The sequence below is a fragment of the Croceitalea sp. W27 genome, from assembly GCF_055693185.1.
Genome location: NZ_CM146327.1, coordinates 556,412 through 575,288, shown reverse-complemented (window position 1 = coordinate 575,288; position 18,877 = coordinate 556,412). Strand labels below are relative to the sequence as shown.

Here is an 18,877-nt window from a genome sequence, read left to right as displayed (position 1 = left end):
AAATAAAAAGCGCCTCATTGGAGGCGCTTTTTTAGCTAATTGTTATTTGCTATTTATTGAAAAATAAGTCTTTCTCGTTCTCCGTCTTCGGTCATTAAAGTTATACTGGTAGAGCCATATCTTGATATTTTACTAAAAATAGCTTTGGCATCGTCAATATCGTTGACTTTATCATCGTCAACTTTAATAATTACCTTTCCTATCAAATCATAATTCACATATTGTTGTGGTACGTCAATAATTTTAACCCCTTCTTTAAGATTGTATTGTTTTTTGTCTTTTTCAGAAAGATTTTTAACCCGGAATCCCATTACAGGCATGTCCGCTGTTTGATTTTTCTTTAAGACAACAGGTAACACCATTTTTTTACCATTTCTATCTATAGTTACTTCAACCTCGTCCCCTGGGCGCTTAGCGGAAAGATATCCTGTTAACTCTGAGAATTTGGTAACCCTAACGTTGTCAACTTGTTTAATGACATCTTCAACCTTAAGGCCAGCTTCTTCAGCACCTGATTCGTCCGCAATACCAGCGATATATACCCCTTGAATCTCATTGATGCCAAGCTCCAAGGCTTGTTTTGAATTTTCTGGTACTGTATTTACTCCTAAAATTCCCTTTTGAACATTACCAAATTCCAATAAATCATCGACTACTTTTTTAGCAATATTACTTGGTACAGCAAACGAATAACCTACATACGAACCAGTTTGTGAAGTTATTGCTGTATTGATGCCGATTAAATCACCATTGGTGTTCACTAATGCACCACCACTATTGCCTGGGTTTACGGCCGCATCTGTTTGTATGAAAGACTGATTTCGCGCTACCGATAAAGAGCGCGCTTTTGCACTAACTATACCTGCGGTTACCGTGGAAGTTAAATTAAAAGGATTGCCAACGGCAAGAACCCACTCTCCAATTTTGGCATTGTCCGAATCTCCAAATGCTAAATAGGGCAGATTTTCAACATCGATTTTTAATAGCGCAATGTCTGAATTCGCGTCGGCCCCAACTACTTCGGCCTCGTAACTTTTATTGTTATTTAAGGTAACTTCAATTTTTGTAGCTCTATCAATAACATGGTTGTTGGTAACAATATACCCGTCAGGGGAAATGATAACACCAGATCCAGTACCTACTTGAGGTCTTTGGGTGGCTTCCGAGCCATAGAAGAACTGCGCTACGGGATTTCGTTCAACAAGTGTCATATTTTTGACGTGAACCACGGCATTCACAGTTTTTTCGGCCGCTATGGTAAAGTCTACCTCATTAATGCCGGCACCTCTCGCAGAAGTGCTAAGATTGCTCGTGGTCACAAATGAAGCGGTATTGTCATCTGATAAGTAATTGTAAGTTTCTTTTTCAAAAAATAACTTGTAGGCCCCTAAGGTTATTCCCCCGGCTAAAAGGGCAACTACGAATAAATTTGCTGTTCTTTTCATATTCAAAGTTTTATTTTAACATTTAGCTTTCCTAAAAGTAGTCGAAATTAAAAGTTCATTTTAACAGTTTAACGCTCTTTTAACTGCAAAAAAATCCTTAAAGAATATAGTATCTTTACCCGATGGATTTGGATTTGCAACTTCAATTTTACAAATATCAAGGCACAGGAAACGATTTTGTGCTTATTGATAATCGTCAGCAATTATTTCCCAAAAACAATACCAAATTGGTTGCTTTTTTATGTGACAGAAAATTTGGCATTGGAGCCGACGGACTAATTCTGTTAGAAAATGACGAATTGTCAGATTTTAAGATGGTCTATTACAATTCCGACGGCAATGAAAGCACCATGTGTGGCAATGGTGGGCGTTGCATTGTTGCTTTTGCAAAAAAACTAGGGGTGATTGAGAATGATACTACTTTCAATGCCATAGATGGCCTTCATGCGGCTACTATCAATAAAGATTTGGTTACCCTACAGATGATAGATGTAGATGAGGTCAAAGAGAAAGAGAAGTATATTTTTTTAGATACGGGTTCGCCACATCATGTACAAATTGTGAAAGACCTGGCTAAATTAGACGTTGCAAAAGAAGGCGCTAAGCTCCGCTATGGCATATATGGAAAAGAAGGTAGTAATATCAATTTTGTGTCCCCAGTAAACTCCAATACTTTTCAAATACGTACGTATGAACGTGGTGTTGAGGATGAAACTCTCTCTTGTGGCACTGGTGTTACGGCTGTTGCTTTAGCTATGCATAAAGCAAAAGTAACCGAACAAAACCATATTCATATAAATACAGAAGGAGGCAAACTACAGGTAACTTTTTTTGAAAATGAAGGAAAGTATACTGACGTATATCTTATTGGTGCTGCAAATTTTGTGTTTAAAGGAGAAATTTCATGCTAGGTCTAAAAGGTGAAAATATTTATCTGAGGGCCCTTGAAAAACAAGATCTTGATTTTTTATATCAATTAGAAAATAATACGGAGGTTTGGGAAGTTAGTGGCACATTAGCCCCTTACTCGAAAGGGGTATTGCAGCTGTATTTAGATAATGCCCATCGAGATATTTATGAGGTCAAGCAATTGCGTTTGTGTATCTGTAATACTGAAGACTTTGTTATCGGACTTATTGATTTATTCGATTTTGACCCAAAAAACTTGAGGGCTGGGGTAGGGATCATTATAATGGAAGAAAAGAATAGAAATAAAGGGGTAGGGGAAGAGGCTTTAGATCTAGTATCCAACTATGTTTTCACTACGTTGAATCTACATCAATTATACGCCAATATTTTAGAGACGAACGCACCTAGTATTCGGCTTTTTGAAAAGAAGGGCTTCCAAAAAGTTGGAATTAAAAAGGATTGGATTTTGACGGACGGAACCTTTAAAAATGAATTTTTATATCAAAAAGTAAAATCTTGAAGAATTTAAAAAAAGTAATTTGGGCAACTGCTATTTTAGGACTGGTGATCTGTGGCTACTTTGCCTACACTATTTATGGGGCTATTTTTTCACCAAACACCAGTTTTGATAACGAGGAAGCTTACATTTTTATTCCTTCGGATGCCACTATTGGCCAGGTAAAAGAGCAACTGACCCCTTTGTTAAAAGACTGGAGTACTTTTGAGGCGGTAGCACAACGCAAAGGATATACTTCAAATATAAAGGGGGGTAAATATGGGATTGCTAAAGGGATGAATAATAATGATATTGTCAATTCTTTACGAAGTAACAATATTGCTATAAAGGTTTCTTTCAATAATCAAGAGACTGTTGAAGCTTTGGCAGGTAGAATTGCCGCGCAGATTGAAGCCGATAGTATCTCTCTTGTAAAAGCATTTAATGAAGCTGATTTTTTAAGCGCGAACAACTTTAACGACGACACCAAACTATCGCTATACTTACCCAATACCTACGAATTTTTTTGGAATACAAATGCAGTAGGTTTTCGTAAGCGAATGCTTAAAGAATATAATCGTTTTTGGAATGATGAACGAAAAGCTAAGGCCGAAGCACTTGATCTTAGCCCCATGAAAGTATCGGCACTTGCAGCAATAGTGCAAAAAGAGACGGCTAAAGTAGATGAACGCCCAAAAGTAGCAGGGGTATATTTGAATCGCCTAAGAAAAGGTATTCCACTTCAGGCGGACCCTACAGTTATCTATGCGATTAAAAAAGAGACAGGAAATTATGATACCATTATTAAAAGAGTGCTTTACCGAGATTTAGAAATGGACTCTCCATATAACACCTATAAAAACAGCGGTTTGCCTCCTGGGCCCATTACAATGCCAGATATTTCTTCTATAAACGCAGTTTTAAATCCTGAAAAACATGAGTATTTATTCTTTGTTGCAGACGTTTCAAACTTCGGATACCACATGTTTGCCAAGACCTTGGCGCAACATAACCGTAATAAAGAGCAGTATATCCGATGGTTGAACAATCAGAGAATCAAGAGATAAGCTCGTTTTGGCGATTAAATCTCACCTGTTAACGTAATTTGGGTATGTTTTAAGAAAATCTTAGGAGCTTTAACATCAATCAACAAACTTCCCCCACTATATTTGCCCCCTCAAATTTAAATCTGCGTATTACCGTAGAAATTAAAATTTTGAATTATGAAAAGATGGATCAGTTTTTTAGGTCATCTGGTAATTATTGTGGTTTTGACCAGTTTTGGAAAAAACATAACTAATCAGAATGTTGAAGTTGTTATGCTTCCAGAAAGTGCAAGGGTAGTTGAGAACACTCATTTAGCATTTCCTAAGGCGCAAGAATCAACAGAGACGTATGACACAAACACTATTTTCTTAAAGAACGGTTTTCAGGGTTTTAAAGAGGCTATCGCTTTTAAAGAATCACAAGGACAATATGGTGTTGTTAATACTCTAGGATACTTAGGTAAGTATCAATTTGGTGCTAATACATTAAAACTGTTAGGAGTTCATGATACCAAGAAGTTTTTGAACGACCCAGTTCTTCAAGAGAATGTTTTTGAATTGAATGTCTCCAGAAACAAATGGATATTAAGAAGAGATATCAAAAGGTTTGTAGGAAAACGTATCAATGGAACGATTATTTCAGAATCGGGAATTGTAGCTGCAGCGCACCTTGCCGGAGCTGGCAATGTGAAAAAGTACCTTAGGTCTTATGGAAAGACAGACTTTTCAGATGCTTACGGTAGCACCATTGCTTATTATGTGAAGAAATTCAATGGTTATGATATTTCGATGATAAAATCGGTACATAACCCGAAAATTTAGCGCGATACGAGAACAATAGAAAATCCTGAAGCAATTTTTGCTTTGGGATTTTTTTATGCTTGAATAATAAAGATGGTAGGTCTTTTGTGCAAATCTATCGTTACTTTTCGCCAATCGCCGATAGATTTGGTGTATATCGTTTCGGTTTGAAGACTGATGTTGGCCGCTACACACAATTGTGTATGAGGTTGAAGTACTTTTAGTAGTTCGGTTAGTAGTTTATCGTTTCTATAAGGGGTTTCTATAAAAATCTGAGATTGACCGGTTTCTTTTGATCTACGTTCAAATTTTTTAATAACGCTTCTGCGCTCGCTGTTGTCTATGGGCAGATATCCATTAAAGGCAAAATTTTGCCCGTTCATACCACTAGCCATCATTGCCAATAAAATTGAAGAAGGCCCAACTAAAGGCACTACCTGAATTTTTTTATCATGGGCTATACGCACAACATTTGCGCCAGGGTCGGCAATTGCAGGGCAACCGGCTTCCGATAATAGTCCGACATCCAATCCTTGAAGACAGGGGCTAAGATAGTTGGGGAGTTCGGAGGGGTCGGTAAATTTATTTAAGGTCTCAAAATGTAGTTCCGGCTGTGATTTGTTGGCACTCACGGCCTTAATGAACTTTCTTGCCGTCTTTTCGTTTTCGGCGATGTAGTGGTCAATATTCTCTATTGCCCTTTTTATTGATATTGGCAAGACTTCAAGTGGAGGGCTGTCTCCCAAGGTACTTGGAATTAAATATAGTTTGCCAAAAGTGCTATTGGGGTTAGTTGTTTGCATTTCCGTTAAGTTTTTCAGCTATGGTATTGCAGGCTTCTTCAATAAGTCGAAATACATTTTCAAATCCATCGGAACCGCCATAGTACGGATCTGGAACCTCTTTTAGTTCACCATTAATTTCACTCAAAAGTAATTTTACTTTATCCCTTTGACTATCATTTGAAGTTTTGACAATTACATTAGCATAATTATTCTCATCCATAACATAAATAAGGTCAAATATCTCAAAGTCCGCTGAAGAGAATTTTCTGCAAGTTTGGGTTGAAATATCTATTCCGTATTTTTTTGCAACGGCTATAGAACGTTGGTCTGGCCTGTTACCCACGTGAAAGCCAGCTGTGCCGGCAGAATCAACATAAACAGTAGCAGCATTTGTCTTTGATTGTAATATACCCTCAGCCAATGGAGACCTGCAGATATTACCAAGGCACACCATCAAAACTTTGGTCATGCTTAAAGTGATTAGGTAAACTTCTTATTAAGGTCTTCAATGTACTTTCTGAACTGCTTGTCGGTTTCAGCTAGATTGTCAACTGTTTTACAAGCATGCAGAACTGTGGCATGATCACGTTTTCCAATCTGAGAACCTATGCTTGCCAAAGAAGCTTTTGTAAACTTTTTAGCAAAGAACATGGCCAATTGTCTCGCCTGTACGATATGACGCTTTCTTGTTTTTGATTGAAGCGTGGCAACATCCATTTCAAAATAATCGGAGACTACTTTTTGAATGTAGTCTATAGAAACTTCACGCTTTGTATTCTTTACGAACTTTTCTACGACCTGCTGTGCAAGTTCAAGAGTAACTTCTCTTTTATTGAATGAAGATTGGGCAATTAAAGAAATAATGGCACCCTCTAGCTCCCTGATGTTGGTTTTAATGTTTTTAGCAACATGGTCAATAATGTCATCGGGCATTTCAACACCATCTCTGTAAAGCTTGTTCTTAAGGATAGAAACCCTGGTTTCATAGTCCGGAGCTTGCAATTCTGCTGATAGCCCCCACTTGAAACGCGACAGTAAACGTTGTTCGATATCTTGCATATCTACCGGTGCCTTATCAGATGTTAAGATAACCTGCTTGCCATTTTGGTGCAAATGATTGAAAATGTGGAAGAACACGTCTTGAGTCCCCGATTTTCCTGACAAAAATTGAACATCGTCTATTAGTAAGACATCGATTAACTGATAGAAATGTATAAAGTCGTTACGAGTATTCTTTTTTACAGACTCAATATATTGCTGGGTAAATTTTTCCGCAGAAATGTACAGAACGGTACGTTCGGGATATTTATCTTTTATTTCAACACCAATGGCATGGGCCAAATGTGTTTTTCCTAACCCAACCCCACCAAAAATCAATAGTGGATTAAATGAAGTGCCTCCGGGTTTGTTGGCGACGGCCATTCCAGCTGATCTTGCAAGCCTATTTGAATCACCTTCTAAGAAATTCTCGAAATTATAATTAGGGTTTAATTGAGATTCAATTTTAATATTTCGTATGCCAGGAATCACGAACGGATTCTTTAATTCCGGATTTTTCGAAGTTATAGGAACATCAAGTTCTTGTGGCGCCATAGCTGAGCGATTTGAACTTGGTATTTTTTCGGTAAAAGGCTCGTTGTTACCATACTTGTTCTCCATCTTAATAATGTAAACCAGTTTGGCGTTGGCACCCAACTCTTTGGTCAACGCTACTTTTAAGAGCTTAACATAGTGTTCTTCAAGCCATTCGTAAAAGAATTTACTCGGTACCTGAATACTCAATGCGTTGTCGGTTAACCTAACGGGAATTATTGGCAAAAACCAAGTTTTGAATGCCTGCGGTTGGATATTATCTTCGATAAAAGCCAAACAGTTGTTCCAAACGGAAGATGCAGTAACACTCATAAAAATTGTTCCTTTGTTTGTTGGTTAGTATTATAAGTTTTAGAAAAACTTTAGATGTTTCCCTGTAAAAATAGGTGCGACAAATATGTGAACAAAAAACCTAAAAAAAAAATGATTACAGGTTGAATTTATACTTTTTTTTTCGCATGTTCCGGTCAGGAAATCAAAGCCTATAAATATATACTTTTTCAGTTAAAAACATGAGAAATCACAAACTTTCTTTTCGGGTACGATACGGTGAAACAGATCAGATGGGTATTGTCTATCATGGCAACTATGCGCAGTACCTTGAAATGGGAAGAGTAGAGTGGCTAAGGGATTTGGGCGTAACATATAAATCAATGGAAGAAAACGGAGTACTTTTACCAGTAATAAACTTACAATTAAAGTACTTAAAATCTGCCAAATATGATGATTTGATTACAGTAGAAACTACACTTCGAAAAAAGCCTATGGTGAAGATTGAATTTGACTATAAAATCTATAATGAAACTAGGGTATTGTTAGTTGAGGCAAATACGGTTTTGGCTTTTATGGATAAAGCGAAAAATAAACCGATGAAATGTCCCGATTATATTCTCGATAAATTGCATTTTTAATGAATTTTTGAAATGGAGATTTTATGAAGCTCGTCAAATCTTTTTTGAATCATTTCATACGCACCTCTTCTAACCGTTACAAGTAATTCGCAATTTAGTTCTAGCTTTTGAGATAGGATATGAACGTTATGTTGTTTTAAAATTCGCATTACAATATCCATTTCGGGGTAATCAAATACAATTTTTAATTGTACTTCAATCAGTTTTTCAGCAATTGAAGCTGATTCAATGGCCAATTGTGCCGATGTTTTATAGGCCTGTACTAATCCGCCAACCCCAAGCTTAGTTCCGCCAAAAAAGCGAACAACGGCTACTAGCACATTAGTGAGTTCAAAGGCCTGAATTTGACCATAAATAGGCATGCCCGCCGAGTTATTCGGCTCTCCATCATCATTGGCTCTATAAGATATGGTGTCAGTGCCTAGTTGCCATGCATAACATACATGATTGGCAGTATGGTATTTCTTTTTTAAAGCAGTAATGATGGGTTTCACCTCATCTTCTGTGTTGATTGGAAATACGTACCCGAAAAATTTACTTTTTCTATCCTTAAAAAGTACTTCATTTGAAGCTTTTGCTACTGTTTTGTAAGAATCTTTCTCCATTAAAATAGCGCTACCAATAAAATACTAATGACTGCTAAGACAATTCCGCCCCAATTTTTTGGGTTTAGTTTCTCTTTGAACAGCACGATACCTAAAAGTGTCGAGAACATAACAATAGCTACATTATTTATGGTAAAGACCGAAGCACTATTTAGGGTATCATGTTGAAGAGCACGTAATAAAAAGAAAATCGAAAAGTAATTGGGTATCCCAAGTGCAATTCCTCCCAAAACATTTCGAAAATTTACTTTAAGTGGAGCTTTTGAAGACTTTAGTATGATAAATAATAAGCCTGTAGTGGCTGCCGCGGCAAATACGGTGGCAGAAAATAGCGGAAACTCGGTGCTACTTAATTTGGTCTCCCTAAAATAATTGATACTTGCATCTATTACCCCGGAGCCCAAGAAAACTAAAACAGGAAGCAAAAGCGTTTTCTTTGAAAACGAAATCGTATTTTCTTTTACCGATGCAAAATAAACTGCTGCCAGTGCTAACAAAATACCAATCACTTTTAAGGTGGATAAAGACTCTTTGTAAGCTAAAATCCCTACAAAAACGGGTATAACCAATGACATTTTTGTAGCTACAGAGGCTACTGCCACCCCTACTTGCTGAGAAGTTTTTGCCATGATGTTAAATACAATGATGAAAAGTACTCCTAAAGCAAGCGTTCCCCAAAACCAATCTGAATGGTATACCTGGGTTACACTAATTTTTTCTTCATAAAATAATAATCCGGTACAGCAGGCCACAATGTAGTTAGTGATTATGGCATAAAGCGTCTGAATTTTAAAAACATCGAAAAGCTTGAAGATCACAAATATTAAGCTTGAGCAGAGTACACTCAGAATAAGGTCTAACATTTCAGTTTCGATTTTAATGAAGTAATATCTTCTTGACCAACATTTAAATGCCAGATTTTAATGCCTAATTCGGCGGCGGCATCTGTATTTTCTTTTGTGTCATCTACAAAAAGGGTTTCTTCAGTTATCAATCCGTTCTTTTTCAATACAAATTGAAATATTTCAGCATCTGGTTTTCGCATCCCCATTTCGTTAGAAAGGTAAAAAACTTCAAAACAGTTTTTAAAACTATTATATTTTGAGACTCCCATCTGTTCTTTAACATGATCAATATGAAGTTCATTGGTATTACTCAATAAAAACAAGCGATACTTTTTTAGTAGTGCCAATTCTTCAATAAATTCTAAACGATAATCGGGAAAATTCAATAAAATCCCGTTCCATGCGTCTATTAAATCTTCTCTTGTTGCTTTTGGAAATAGCAGTTGGGTTGTATTTAAAAAAGACTCGGTAGTAATCAAGCCTTTTTCATAGTCTTTGAACAATGTATCTAATTCTGGGGTTATTTCTTCAAACCCGAAAGCTTTCATGGCCCTTGCCGTCGCAGATTTGTCTAGGTTGATAAAAATATCGCCAAAATCAAGTATCAGGTTTTTAATCATTTTTAAGTATTCTCAAATTGTCCTCTAAAATTCGTTTTTCGGCTATCTGTTTTCCTGTTATACTTGGAGCTTTAATTCCATTTGCAAAAGTGATATTTCCTTTAAAAATTCTGGCTTCATCCCAAAGATTAGTATCAATAAAAGCTTGTAATGTCTGGGCACCACCTTCTACAAAAACACTATTTATTTCATGTTTGTAGAGTATATCGCAAATTTCTTTTGGTAAGTTTTTAAAGGTTGCAGTTTCATATGAGACACTATCGATAAATTTTGAAGTATCATTTATCGTAGTAATAATAATGGTCTTTACAGAACCATCGAATATGTGATAATTAGCGGGTATCTTTAAATCTTTGTCTATAACTACCCTTACAGGGTTTTGACCCTTCCAAGTTCTTGCAGTGAGCTTTGGGTTATCGGCTAAAACGGTAGTTGTTCCAACTAAGATTGCCTGCTCTTGGGTGCGCCATTTGTGCACCAGTTGTTTGGAATACGGATTGGTAATCCAATAGGGTTCGGGTTCTTTTTTACGGATGGCGTTAACCGGAGCGATAAAACCATTTATGGTTTCTGCCCATTTTAATATGATATAAGGTCTTTGTTTTTCTTGAGCACTTAAAAATCGCTTATGGTGCTCACGGCATTCCTTTTCTAAAACACCAATGTTAACTTCACAACCAGTATCTCTAAGCATTTCAATGCTCTTGCCAGCTACTTTTTTGTTCGGATCTTGAAGTCCGATTACCACTCGTGGAATCTTATATTTTAAAATGAGATTAACACAAGGTGGCGTTTTGCCAAAATGCGCACATGGTTCTAAGGTGACGTATAATGTTGATGCAGATAGTACTGCTTTGTTTTTTACAGCGTTGATTGCGTTCACTTCTGCGTGTGGCCCGCCATAAGGGCTGGTATATCCTTCTCCGATATTTTTTTCTTTGTGAATAATTACGCAACCGACCATTGGATTGGGAGCTGTAGTGCCTAATCCATTTTTGGCCAATTGGATACAGCGCAACATGTATTTTTCATCTATATTCACGTCATAAAAGTAGCATAATAAATTTCAAAATGCAGTCAGTCAATATTCGGGAAATAACTTTAAATGATAACCAAGAAGTTGCTAAAGTAATCCGTAAGGTTTTAGAAGATTTAGGTGTGCCCAAAGTTGGTACCGCGTATGCCGATAAAATGCTAGACACAATGTTCGAGGCCTACGACAAACCAAGGGCCACTTATTTTGTCTTAGAGGAAAACGGCGTTATCATCGGGTGTGCAGGTATTGCACAATTAGAAAATTATGAAGGCAATATCTGCGAGCTACAAAAAATGTATTTCTTAGAAAGTGCACGAGGTAAGGGCTTAGGTGCCCAAATGATTGAAACCTGCTTGGATCGTGCAAAATTCTTTGGCTATGAACAATGCTACATAGAAACCATGCCTTACATGAAAGCGGCCCAGAAACTATACTTAAAAAATGGTTTTGAATATATTGAAAAACCACTGGGGGACACTGGTCACTATTCCTGCCCTGTTTGGATGCTTAAAACCTTGACATGATCGTATCTGAAATCAAAAACATATTTCATCTTGAATTGGATGCCCTTTACCCTAAAGAAGAGGTAGCCACTTTTTTCTACCTTTTGTTAGAAAAACATTTGAGACTAGAGAGGTTCGCCTTGGTAATGCAGCCACAACTTGCTATTAGTAAAGAAGAAGAACAACCTTTTTTTGACGCACTGGCACAACTAAAACTTGAAATACCTATTCAATACATTTTAGGGGAGGCACACTTTATGGATGCAAACTTAAAAGTAAATAAAAATGTACTTATCCCTAGATCAGAGACCGAAGAACTGGTAACCTGGATATTGGAGGACGTACAAAACTTAAACCTTGGGCATATCAACATTTTAGATATTGGAACTGGGAGCGGTTGCATTGCAATTGCTCTTGCCAAAGCTTTACCATATGCTAAAGTAACGGCCTTAGATATTTCACCCGAGGCCCTTGGCTTAGCACAAGAGAATGCGATATTAAATACTGTTGAAATTGAATTTGTTCAAGGTGATGTTTTAGATGAGAGCCTCAGGCTCGATGCAAACTTTGATATTATTGTTTCCAACCCGCCTTATGTTCGAGAGCTTGAAAAAAAGGAGATTAAGAATAATGTTAAAAAACACGAGCCTTCTTTAGCTTTGTTCGTGCCTGATAATAATGCCCTTATATTCTATAAAGCAATCGCTCAATTTTCGGATACCCATTTGGTGAGAAACGGAAAAATTTATGCTGAACTCAATCAATACTTAGCTGAAGAAACCAAGGATTTATTTGAAGATGAAAATTTTTGTGACGTAAGCTTGAAAAAAGATATTTTTGAAAACACGCGTATGCTTCGTGGTATAAAAAAAGAACAATGAAAAGTGTTGTAGTGTTTTGTGGCAGTAGTGAAGGAGTCGATAAAAAGTACGCCCAAGATGCATTTGCGCTAGGTAAAGCTTTTGCTGAGTCTAACATCAAATTGATATATGGCGGCGCAAAAATCGGAATTATGGGCCAGGTAGCATCAGGTGCGCTAGCTAATAAGGGGGAGGTTATTGGAGTAATTCCAAAGTTTTTAATGAAAAAAGAAGTTTATCACCCTGAACTGACCGAGCTGATTGTCACCCTAGATATGCATGAGCGCAAGCTCAAGATGCACGAGCTATCTGATGGAATCATAATGCTTCCCGGCGGATATGGAACTTTAGAAGAGTTTTTTGAAATGCTTACATGGGCACAATTAGGTTTGCACCAATATCCTATCGGCATTTTAAATACAAACGGGTTTTATGATGCACTTTTAAGTATGATGCAACACATGGTACACCAAGAATTTGTAAAGCAAATCAATCTTGATATGATTTTGGTGGCAAGCACAATTCCTGATTTATTGCATAAAATGGCTGCTTACAAACCAATTCCAGTACCAAAATGGTTAACCAAAGAACAGACGTAATGAACGTTAAAGATAAAATAGAGAGCCTTCGCGATGAACTAAGAGAACATAATTACAACTATTATGTTTTGGACGATCCTACTATTTCAGATTATGATTTTGATATAAAGCTGAAAGAACTTCAGGTCTTAGAAGAGCAATATCCAGAGTTCTATGATGAATCTTCTCCTACTTTAAGGGTTGGTGGGGCAGTAACCAAGAATTTTGAAACTATAGTTCATGAGTCTAGAATGTACTCTTTGGATAACTCCTATTCTAAGGAAGATTTGGAGGATTGGGAAAAACGTATTCAACGTATTTTAGGAGATGTTGAGGTGGCCTTTACCTGTGAATTAAAATATGATGGCGCATCTATAAGTTTAACTTATGAAGAGGGAAAATTGGTTCGAGCAGTAACCAGGGGCGATGGATTTCAAGGTGATAATGTTACCGCAAATATTAAAACAATAAAATCGGTGCCACTTCAATTGAAGGGCGATTACCCAGCAAAGTTTGATATTAGAGGTGAAATCATCCTTACCCTAGAGGGTTTTGCCAAAATGAATCAAGAGCGTTTGGCCAATGGTGAAGAAGCCTATATGAATCCAAGAAATACAGCATCTGGCAGCCTAAAACTTCAAGACAGCGCTATTGTGGCTAAGCGCCCTTTAGAATGCCTGTTATATAGTATAGTCGGTAAGAATTTGAATTTCGACTCTCAATTTGACATGCTCGAAAAAGCACGCGAATGGGGCTTTAAAGTGCCCACCGTAGCGAAGCTCTGCAAAACTACAGATGAAGTAATGCAGTTTGTTGAAGATTGGGATGTTAAGCGTCACGATTTACCCTATGAGACCGATGGCGTAGTCGTTAAGGTCAATAGTTTAAGACATCAAGACGAATTAGGGTATACGGCCAAGGCACCAAGATGGGCAATGGCCTATAAATTCAAGGCGGAGCAGGTTTCTACTGTATTGAACGAGATTACCTATCAAGTAGGTAGAACAGGTGCGATAACCCCAGTAGCAAATTTAGAACCCGTTTTACTGGCGGGTACCACCGTAAAAAGAGCCTCTTTGCATAATGCCGATCAAATAGCAAAACTGGATATTCGTGAAGGAGATACGGTATTTGTTGAAAAGGGCGGGGAGATTATACCAAAAATAATTTCAGTAGATTTCACGAAACGCCCAATTGATTCCCAGCCGACTATTTATAGAACAAATTGCCCCGAATGCGATACAGTGCTGATTCGGAAGGAAGGGGAAGCTCAGCATTTTTGCCCGAATGACTCTGGCTGTCCACCACAGATTACGGGTCGCATTCAACATTTTATTTCGCGTAAAGCGATGGATATAGAAGGCTTAGGAGGTGAGACTGTAGAGTTATTGTTTAAAGAGGGCTTGATTAGCAACTATGCTGATTTATATACCCTTACTAAAGAGCAGGTTATGCCTTTGGAACGTATGGCGGAGAAATCCGCAGAAAATTTAGTGAACGGGGTAGCGGCTTCAAAAGCAATTCCTTTTGAACGTGTTTTGTTTGGATTAGGGATACGCTATGTTGGGGAAACCGTAGCAAAGAAACTGGCTAAAGCTTATAAAAATATTGATGCATTGATGGTAGCTACTGTAGAAGAGTTGGTGGCTGTTGATGAAATAGGTGAAAGAATAGCGGAAAGTGTGGTACAATTTTTTAGTGATGAAACCAATCAACGGATTGTTGAGCGATTAAAATCATATGGTCTGCAATTTTCGTTATCTGAAGAGCAACTACAAAATCAATCGGACACCTTAAAAGGAAAAACTTTTGTGGTTTCTGGAGTATTTGAAACTATTGGTCGTACAGAGCTTAAAAAATTGATAGAAGATAATGGAGGTAAGGTTTCTTCTTCCATATCTTCTAAAACCACCTATTTAGTAGCCGGGGCTAATATGGGGCCAAGCAAAAAAACAAAGGCCGAAGGGCTCGGGGTGCCTATTATTTCTGAGCAGGAGTTTTTGAACATGGTTTAGTAAAACTTGAATGGTATGGAATGTAAGAATTGTGGAAATGTCGCTAATGAATCTTACTGTCCTATTTGCGCTCAAAGCACAAAGGTTGACAGAATTAATTTAAAGGGTCTTTTGAATGAACTTTCAGATAGTATTTTTCAAGTTAATCGCGGATTTTTATTTACGATTAAACAACTTTTCACTAGACCCGGTCATAGTATACGAGAATATTTAGAAGGAAAACGAAGAAATCATTTTAAACCTATCGCATTTCTTTTCATGTTGTCTACGATTTACTTTCTTTTATCACGTTATGTTGATTTTGATACCATACTTGGATATTTTACGGAGGGTGCTTCGGCAGCAGTTACAGATTTATCAAAGGAATCTGTTGATTACGAAAAGTCAAATAGAATAGTTGCTACCTTAAATTGGTTGGCAGATAATTATGCTTACGCAACATTACTTTTTTTACCCATGTATTCCTTAGCGTCCTACGTTTCTTTTATGGGTTTAAAATTTAATTATTTAGAGCATGTAGCTTTAAATGCTTATCTGAGCGGACAACAGACAATACTCTATATTGTCTTTTTTACTTTACTTATATTTATTGATGTATACTATTTAGAAGTGTTACCGATATTGATTTCTATGGGTTACACGTTTTGGGTATTTCGTCAATTTTTTATTGGACTTAGCTTATCATCAGTTGTTTTACGAACGATATTAACTTATATTCTCTACTTCATATTTACTTTTGGATTTATTGTTGTGTTTTTATTAGTAAGAAGGTTATTTTAATTGTCATTCCTGCGAAAGCAGGAATCCACAGTTTATGATTAATTAGATTCCTGCTTTCGCAGGAATGACAAAACCACCTAATCCTCACAACTCTCACAATAGGTGTCATGTAAATAATCATCTTCCAAAAGCTGAAAGGTTACACCACCTTCATTGGATGCATTGAAAAGCCTACAGAATCGTTCTTTGTTTAGGTTAATGGCATTGAGCATGATGGTGCGATACTCAGGATTTTGAATGATTTCTTTATTCACCAATGTAAGGTTTAGATAGTAAAACAACAGATTTTCATCAACGTCTACGGTCTTCATTTTTGGTTGCAGTAAATTTTCGGCAGCCTTAAGGTCGGCATAATAGGTCAAAAACTGGGCAAGACTTAGGTAATCATAATCTTGGAGCGGAACGTTTTTATAATTTTCAACAATGTACTTAACGGACTTGTCTTTATTGACATAGTCGCGTTCACGCATAAACAGTTCACTTTTAATAATATGATAGTTCACTAGCATACGATTGATTAACTTTTGGTTAATGCCGTACTTTTTTAGGTTTAAGAGTTCGCTCTTAAAATTTTCCTGTTTTACGGGTTCTACATTATAGCGCCAAATACGCATTTTTAAGGCGGCAAGGTTATACTTGATTTTTTTATCCTTGGGGGCTAGCTTTTCAAGCGCTTGGAGTTCTTTATAGGCAATAAGAAGGTTTCTCTCATCTTTTAAATATCTAAAAGCCGAATTTTTATTGAAAAAAGGAGCATATTTAAGTTGCCTAGGTATTTCCATAGTGGATAATACATCCGGATTTGCTTCTTTGTCTTTTAAGCGTTCAAAAATCGAGTTTTGCAGGGTAGTTGCTTCGTCTAGATTGTCGTCACCAATTGCTTGATTAAATAAACTAATAATGACTTCTGTAGCCATATCCTTGTATTTATCTATGTGTTCCAATTCTAAACGAACAACTGCTTTTCTATGGTTTCGAAGGTATTTCTCTAATTCTTGTGCAGTGCTACCAGTTAGTTTTTGTTTTACCTCGGCTTTGGTCAGCGATTTAAAAGAATCAAAGTTCGTTCCGGTAATATCATTCAAGAACTCTACCCAGTTTTCAGATGTAGAAACTTTTGTTTCTATTGTGGGCTCTTGAAAAGCCTGCATGGCTTTCACTATGCTTGATGCCCTTTCTTGTTGTAGTTTTAGGTTACGTTCGGCATTGCCTTCTACTGAGGCATAAGCCTTTATATCAATTTTTTTGATATTGAAATCAGTTAATCTGAGCGAATCGTAAAGGGGTTTTATATCCTCTTGAGAATAGATAGATTTATTCTTTTCAAAAGGAATGGTAAACGTGAGTGTTTTTTGTTTGAGCGAATACTGGTCATCGTTCACTTTGGCACTTAACTTGGTCTTGTAGATTATAGAGTCTAGATACATGCCCATATCCAACAAATCCCATTGGTAGGATTCTAGGTTGAAAATAGTGTAGTATTGACAAAGGTTCTTATCTGTTAAAAAGAGGATGTTAAATTCAACTTCTTTAGTCTTGTATGAATCTGGCAAGCGTCCGACCCGAGCTCTAAATTTATTGTTCTCAGCTGGGCGAAGGGTTTTTTTTAACTCAGGGGCGTAAACTGGTTTTAGAAGTTCACCCCGTATTTGCTGTAACTCTGGCAGTACTTCGAGACAACCATACCTATCTTTTGAAACGACATCTACGGCAATACCATCACCTGCGTTTTTAAACAAGAGGTTAAACCATTTCTTATCGTTCACCTCAAAATAGAGCGTATTGGTTTTGTCCATCTTAATTGAAAAACCTACTTCCTTGGGTTTTTGGGCAAAGGCCTGAAAGCACCGTTGACAAACAATGCTTCTCTCGCCTTGAGGAAATTGAATATCAAAAGTTTCTTGCGAAAAACCATTTGTGCTTAGTGCTAAAAAGAATAGCGTTAATTTGAGGTAATAAGGTTTCATAGTTAGTTTTTGGCGTCTAGATAAACTTTTACTCTTCTTTCGGCATTCTCCTTAATATTCATGTAGTAGAAATTGATATCTGCGATATGGTAATTTTTACTTCGATATAAAAAGCTCCAAGGAAACTTTGGTTTTGTTGCCCATAGAATACCCTCGCGAACTTGAGCGTCTACACGTCTTGGAAGTATTCGATTAAAATCTCTGAGTACAGCCCCCAAGTTTTGGTTTTTTGAAACATAGGTAGTATCCGTTGTCCAGTTTAAAGGATTGGTGACCAGAATAGAATCGTCGACAGGTCTGTCATCTGGAATGTAGTTTCTTTTGAAGGTTCTCCACGAAATAAAGCAGCCCAGTTCGGTTGCGCTTTCACAAGGAAAAATAGTTTTGAAATAGTCCTTGGTCACTGGCATGCCAATGAGGTATGCAGCTACTAATTGCTGCTGTAACGATGTGTTATCAAAAAATTCTTTGATTAGCGGTCCTGCATGGGTTGTTCCTTGACTATGTCCTGCAATGATTACGGGCCTACCATTATTATAGTATTTAAGGTAGTGTTCAAAGGCATTTTTTACATCGTTGTAGGCCAATGCAAATGCTTTTTTTGCTGATTCTTTATCAGATGTGCTATAGCTAACCAGATGTGCTTGCCGATAGCGCGGCGCAAAAACACGTCCGGCAGCATTGAATGCGCTGGCTTGAAATAGAATGGTAGACGCATCGACCTGGTTATTTAATTCTTTATTTGATATACTTGGGTTCCAAGGAAGATTTTTCCCTTTACTTCTATATATTGTTGGATGGATAAAAAAAACATCTGCTTTCAAATTTGATGATGCAGTTCTGTCAGACCCTGGAATTTTATCTGCGTTATCCCTTTTATCTGGATGGGCGGCCCAGTGATTCAGGTTTGAGTAGTCAATTTCTAAAACCTCAGGGCTGCTATAAGTTGCAGAAGGACCATAAGTCTTACAAGAGGTGAATTGAAATAGAACAAATAGAATAAGGAGTAGCGAATATCGAATCATATCGCCTAATTTAGAGAAAGATTTTTGAAGTTGAAATGAAAATAGCCTTCAACCGTA

20 protein-coding genes are annotated in these 18,877 nt (G+C 37.1%); 10 read left to right on the top strand and 10 right to left on the bottom strand.

Features of this window, described 5'->3' with window-relative positions:
- Nucleotides 1-53: 53 nt before the first annotated feature.
- Entirely contained in the window at nt 54-1,445 is a 1,392-nt protein-coding gene (locus ACZ1GR_RS02675; protein WP_472610712.1) for a S1C family serine protease, read from the bottom strand.
- A gap of 134 nt (nt 1,446-1,579) precedes the next feature.
- Here ACZ1GR_RS02675 and dapF point away from each other — a divergent pair, with 134 nt between their 5' ends.
- From dapF to ACZ1GR_RS02655, 4 genes are all read left to right on the top strand, one after another.
- Nucleotides 1,580-2,356, top strand: a complete 777-nt coding sequence (dapF, locus tag ACZ1GR_RS02670; RefSeq protein WP_472611787.1) for a diaminopimelate epimerase — start codon at nt 1,580-1,582, stop codon at nt 2,354-2,356.
- On the top strand, nt 2,350-2,874 hold the full coding sequence (locus ACZ1GR_RS02665; RefSeq protein ID WP_472610711.1) for a GNAT family N-acetyltransferase: 525 nt from the start codon (nt 2,350-2,352) through the stop codon (nt 2,872-2,874). Before dapF ends, ACZ1GR_RS02665 begins: the two co-directional genes overlap by 7 nt.
- Complete coding sequence (gene mltG, locus ACZ1GR_RS02660) at nt 2,871-3,917, top strand: endolytic transglycosylase MltG (protein ID WP_472610710.1); 1,047 nt, start codon at nt 2,871-2,873, stop codon at nt 3,915-3,917. The genes ACZ1GR_RS02665 and mltG overlap by 4 nt, the downstream gene beginning before the upstream one ends.
- Before the next feature lie 156 nt (nt 3,918-4,073).
- Nucleotides 4,074-4,718 (top strand): lysozyme family protein, encoded by a 645-nt coding sequence (locus tag ACZ1GR_RS02655; protein ID WP_472610709.1) that lies wholly within the window; start codon nt 4,074-4,076, stop codon nt 4,716-4,718.
- Between the two features lie 53 nt (nt 4,719-4,771).
- On the opposite strand, the gene ACZ1GR_RS02650 is transcribed toward ACZ1GR_RS02655, so the two are convergent.
- From ACZ1GR_RS02650 to dnaA, 3 genes are read right to left on the bottom strand one after another with little or no spacing between them, the layout of a single operon-like run.
- On the bottom strand, nt 4,772-5,500 hold the full coding sequence (locus ACZ1GR_RS02650; RefSeq protein WP_472610708.1) for an SAM-dependent methyltransferase: 729 nt from the start codon (nt 5,498-5,500) through the stop codon (nt 4,772-4,774).
- Complete coding sequence (locus tag ACZ1GR_RS02645) at nt 5,487-5,951, bottom strand: low molecular weight protein-tyrosine-phosphatase (RefSeq protein WP_472610707.1); 465 nt, start codon at nt 5,949-5,951, stop codon at nt 5,487-5,489. Before ACZ1GR_RS02645 ends, ACZ1GR_RS02650 begins: the two co-directional genes overlap by 14 nt.
- 11 nt (nt 5,952-5,962) lie before the next feature.
- On the bottom strand, nt 5,963-7,387 hold the full coding sequence (gene dnaA / locus ACZ1GR_RS02640) for a chromosomal replication initiator protein DnaA (protein WP_377766407.1): 1,425 nt from the start codon (nt 7,385-7,387) through the stop codon (nt 5,963-5,965).
- A 200-nt stretch (nt 7,388-7,587) separates the two neighbouring features.
- On the opposite strand from dnaA, the gene ACZ1GR_RS02635 reads away from it, so the two are divergent.
- A complete protein-coding gene (locus ACZ1GR_RS02635) occupies nt 7,588-7,986 on the top strand; it encodes an acyl-CoA thioesterase (protein WP_472610706.1) in 399 nt (132 codons plus the stop codon).
- Here the strand turns inward: ACZ1GR_RS02635 and ACZ1GR_RS02630 are convergent.
- Genes ACZ1GR_RS02630 through ribD form a run of 4 tightly spaced genes read right to left on the bottom strand, consistent with a single transcriptional unit; the run spans nt 7,983 to nt 11,098 of the window.
- Nucleotides 7,983-8,591 (bottom strand): IMPACT family protein, encoded by a 609-nt coding sequence (locus ACZ1GR_RS02630; RefSeq protein ID WP_472610705.1) that lies wholly within the window; start codon nt 8,589-8,591, stop codon nt 7,983-7,985. The genes ACZ1GR_RS02635 and ACZ1GR_RS02630 overlap by 4 nt on opposite strands.
- Nucleotides 8,591-9,454 (bottom strand): EamA family transporter, encoded by an 864-nt coding sequence (locus ACZ1GR_RS02625; RefSeq protein WP_472610704.1) that lies wholly within the window; start codon nt 9,452-9,454, stop codon nt 8,591-8,593. The genes ACZ1GR_RS02630 and ACZ1GR_RS02625 overlap by 1 nt, the downstream gene beginning before the upstream one ends.
- On the bottom strand, nt 9,448-10,056 hold the full coding sequence (locus ACZ1GR_RS02620; protein WP_472610703.1) for an HAD family hydrolase: 609 nt from the start codon (nt 10,054-10,056) through the stop codon (nt 9,448-9,450). Before ACZ1GR_RS02620 ends, ACZ1GR_RS02625 begins: the two co-directional genes overlap by 7 nt.
- Nucleotides 10,049-11,098 carry a bifunctional diaminohydroxyphosphoribosylaminopyrimidine deaminase/5-amino-6-(5-phosphoribosylamino)uracil reductase RibD gene (gene ribD / locus ACZ1GR_RS02615; protein WP_472610702.1) on the bottom strand — a complete coding sequence of 350 codons (1,050 nt, stop codon included), beginning with the start codon at nt 11,096-11,098 and terminating at the stop codon, nt 10,049-10,051. The genes ACZ1GR_RS02620 and ribD overlap by 8 nt, the downstream gene beginning before the upstream one ends.
- A 29-nt stretch (nt 11,099-11,127) precedes the next feature.
- On the opposite strand from ribD, the gene ACZ1GR_RS02610 reads away from it, so the two are divergent.
- Genes ACZ1GR_RS02610 through ACZ1GR_RS02590 form a run of 5 tightly spaced genes read left to right on the top strand, consistent with a single transcriptional unit; the run spans nt 11,128 to nt 15,828 of the window.
- Complete coding sequence (locus tag ACZ1GR_RS02610) at nt 11,128-11,616, top strand: GNAT family N-acetyltransferase (RefSeq protein WP_472610701.1); 489 nt, start codon at nt 11,128-11,130, stop codon at nt 11,614-11,616.
- A complete protein-coding gene (gene prmC / locus ACZ1GR_RS02605) occupies nt 11,613-12,476 on the top strand; it encodes a peptide chain release factor N(5)-glutamine methyltransferase (protein WP_472610700.1) in 864 nt (287 codons plus the stop codon). The genes ACZ1GR_RS02610 and prmC overlap by 4 nt, the downstream gene beginning before the upstream one ends.
- Nucleotides 12,473-13,054, top strand: coding sequence for an LOG family protein (locus tag ACZ1GR_RS02600; RefSeq protein WP_472610699.1), 582 nt, complete (start codon nt 12,473-12,475; stop codon nt 13,052-13,054). The genes prmC and ACZ1GR_RS02600 overlap by 4 nt, the downstream gene beginning before the upstream one ends.
- Complete coding sequence (gene ligA / locus ACZ1GR_RS02595) at nt 13,054-15,048, top strand: NAD-dependent DNA ligase LigA (RefSeq protein ID WP_472610698.1); 1,995 nt, start codon at nt 13,054-13,056, stop codon at nt 15,046-15,048. Before ACZ1GR_RS02600 ends, ligA begins: the two co-directional genes overlap by 1 nt.
- 15 nt (nt 15,049-15,063) lie before the next feature.
- The gene (locus ACZ1GR_RS02590; protein WP_472610697.1) at nt 15,064-15,828 is read left to right on the top strand and encodes a DUF3667 domain-containing protein; all 765 of its coding nucleotides are present in this window, start codon (nt 15,064-15,066) and stop codon (nt 15,826-15,828) included.
- Between the two features lie 77 nt (nt 15,829-15,905).
- Here ACZ1GR_RS02590 and ACZ1GR_RS02585 read toward each other — a convergent pair whose 3' ends face one another.
- On the bottom strand, nt 15,906-17,795 hold the full coding sequence (locus ACZ1GR_RS02585) for a hypothetical protein (RefSeq protein WP_472610696.1): 1,890 nt from the start codon (nt 17,793-17,795) through the stop codon (nt 15,906-15,908).
- A 2-nt stretch (nt 17,796-17,797) separates the two neighbouring features.
- Complete coding sequence (locus ACZ1GR_RS02580) at nt 17,798-18,820, bottom strand: DUF3089 domain-containing protein (RefSeq protein WP_472610695.1); 1,023 nt, start codon at nt 18,818-18,820, stop codon at nt 17,798-17,800.
- Nucleotides 18,821-18,877 lie beyond the last annotated feature (57 nt).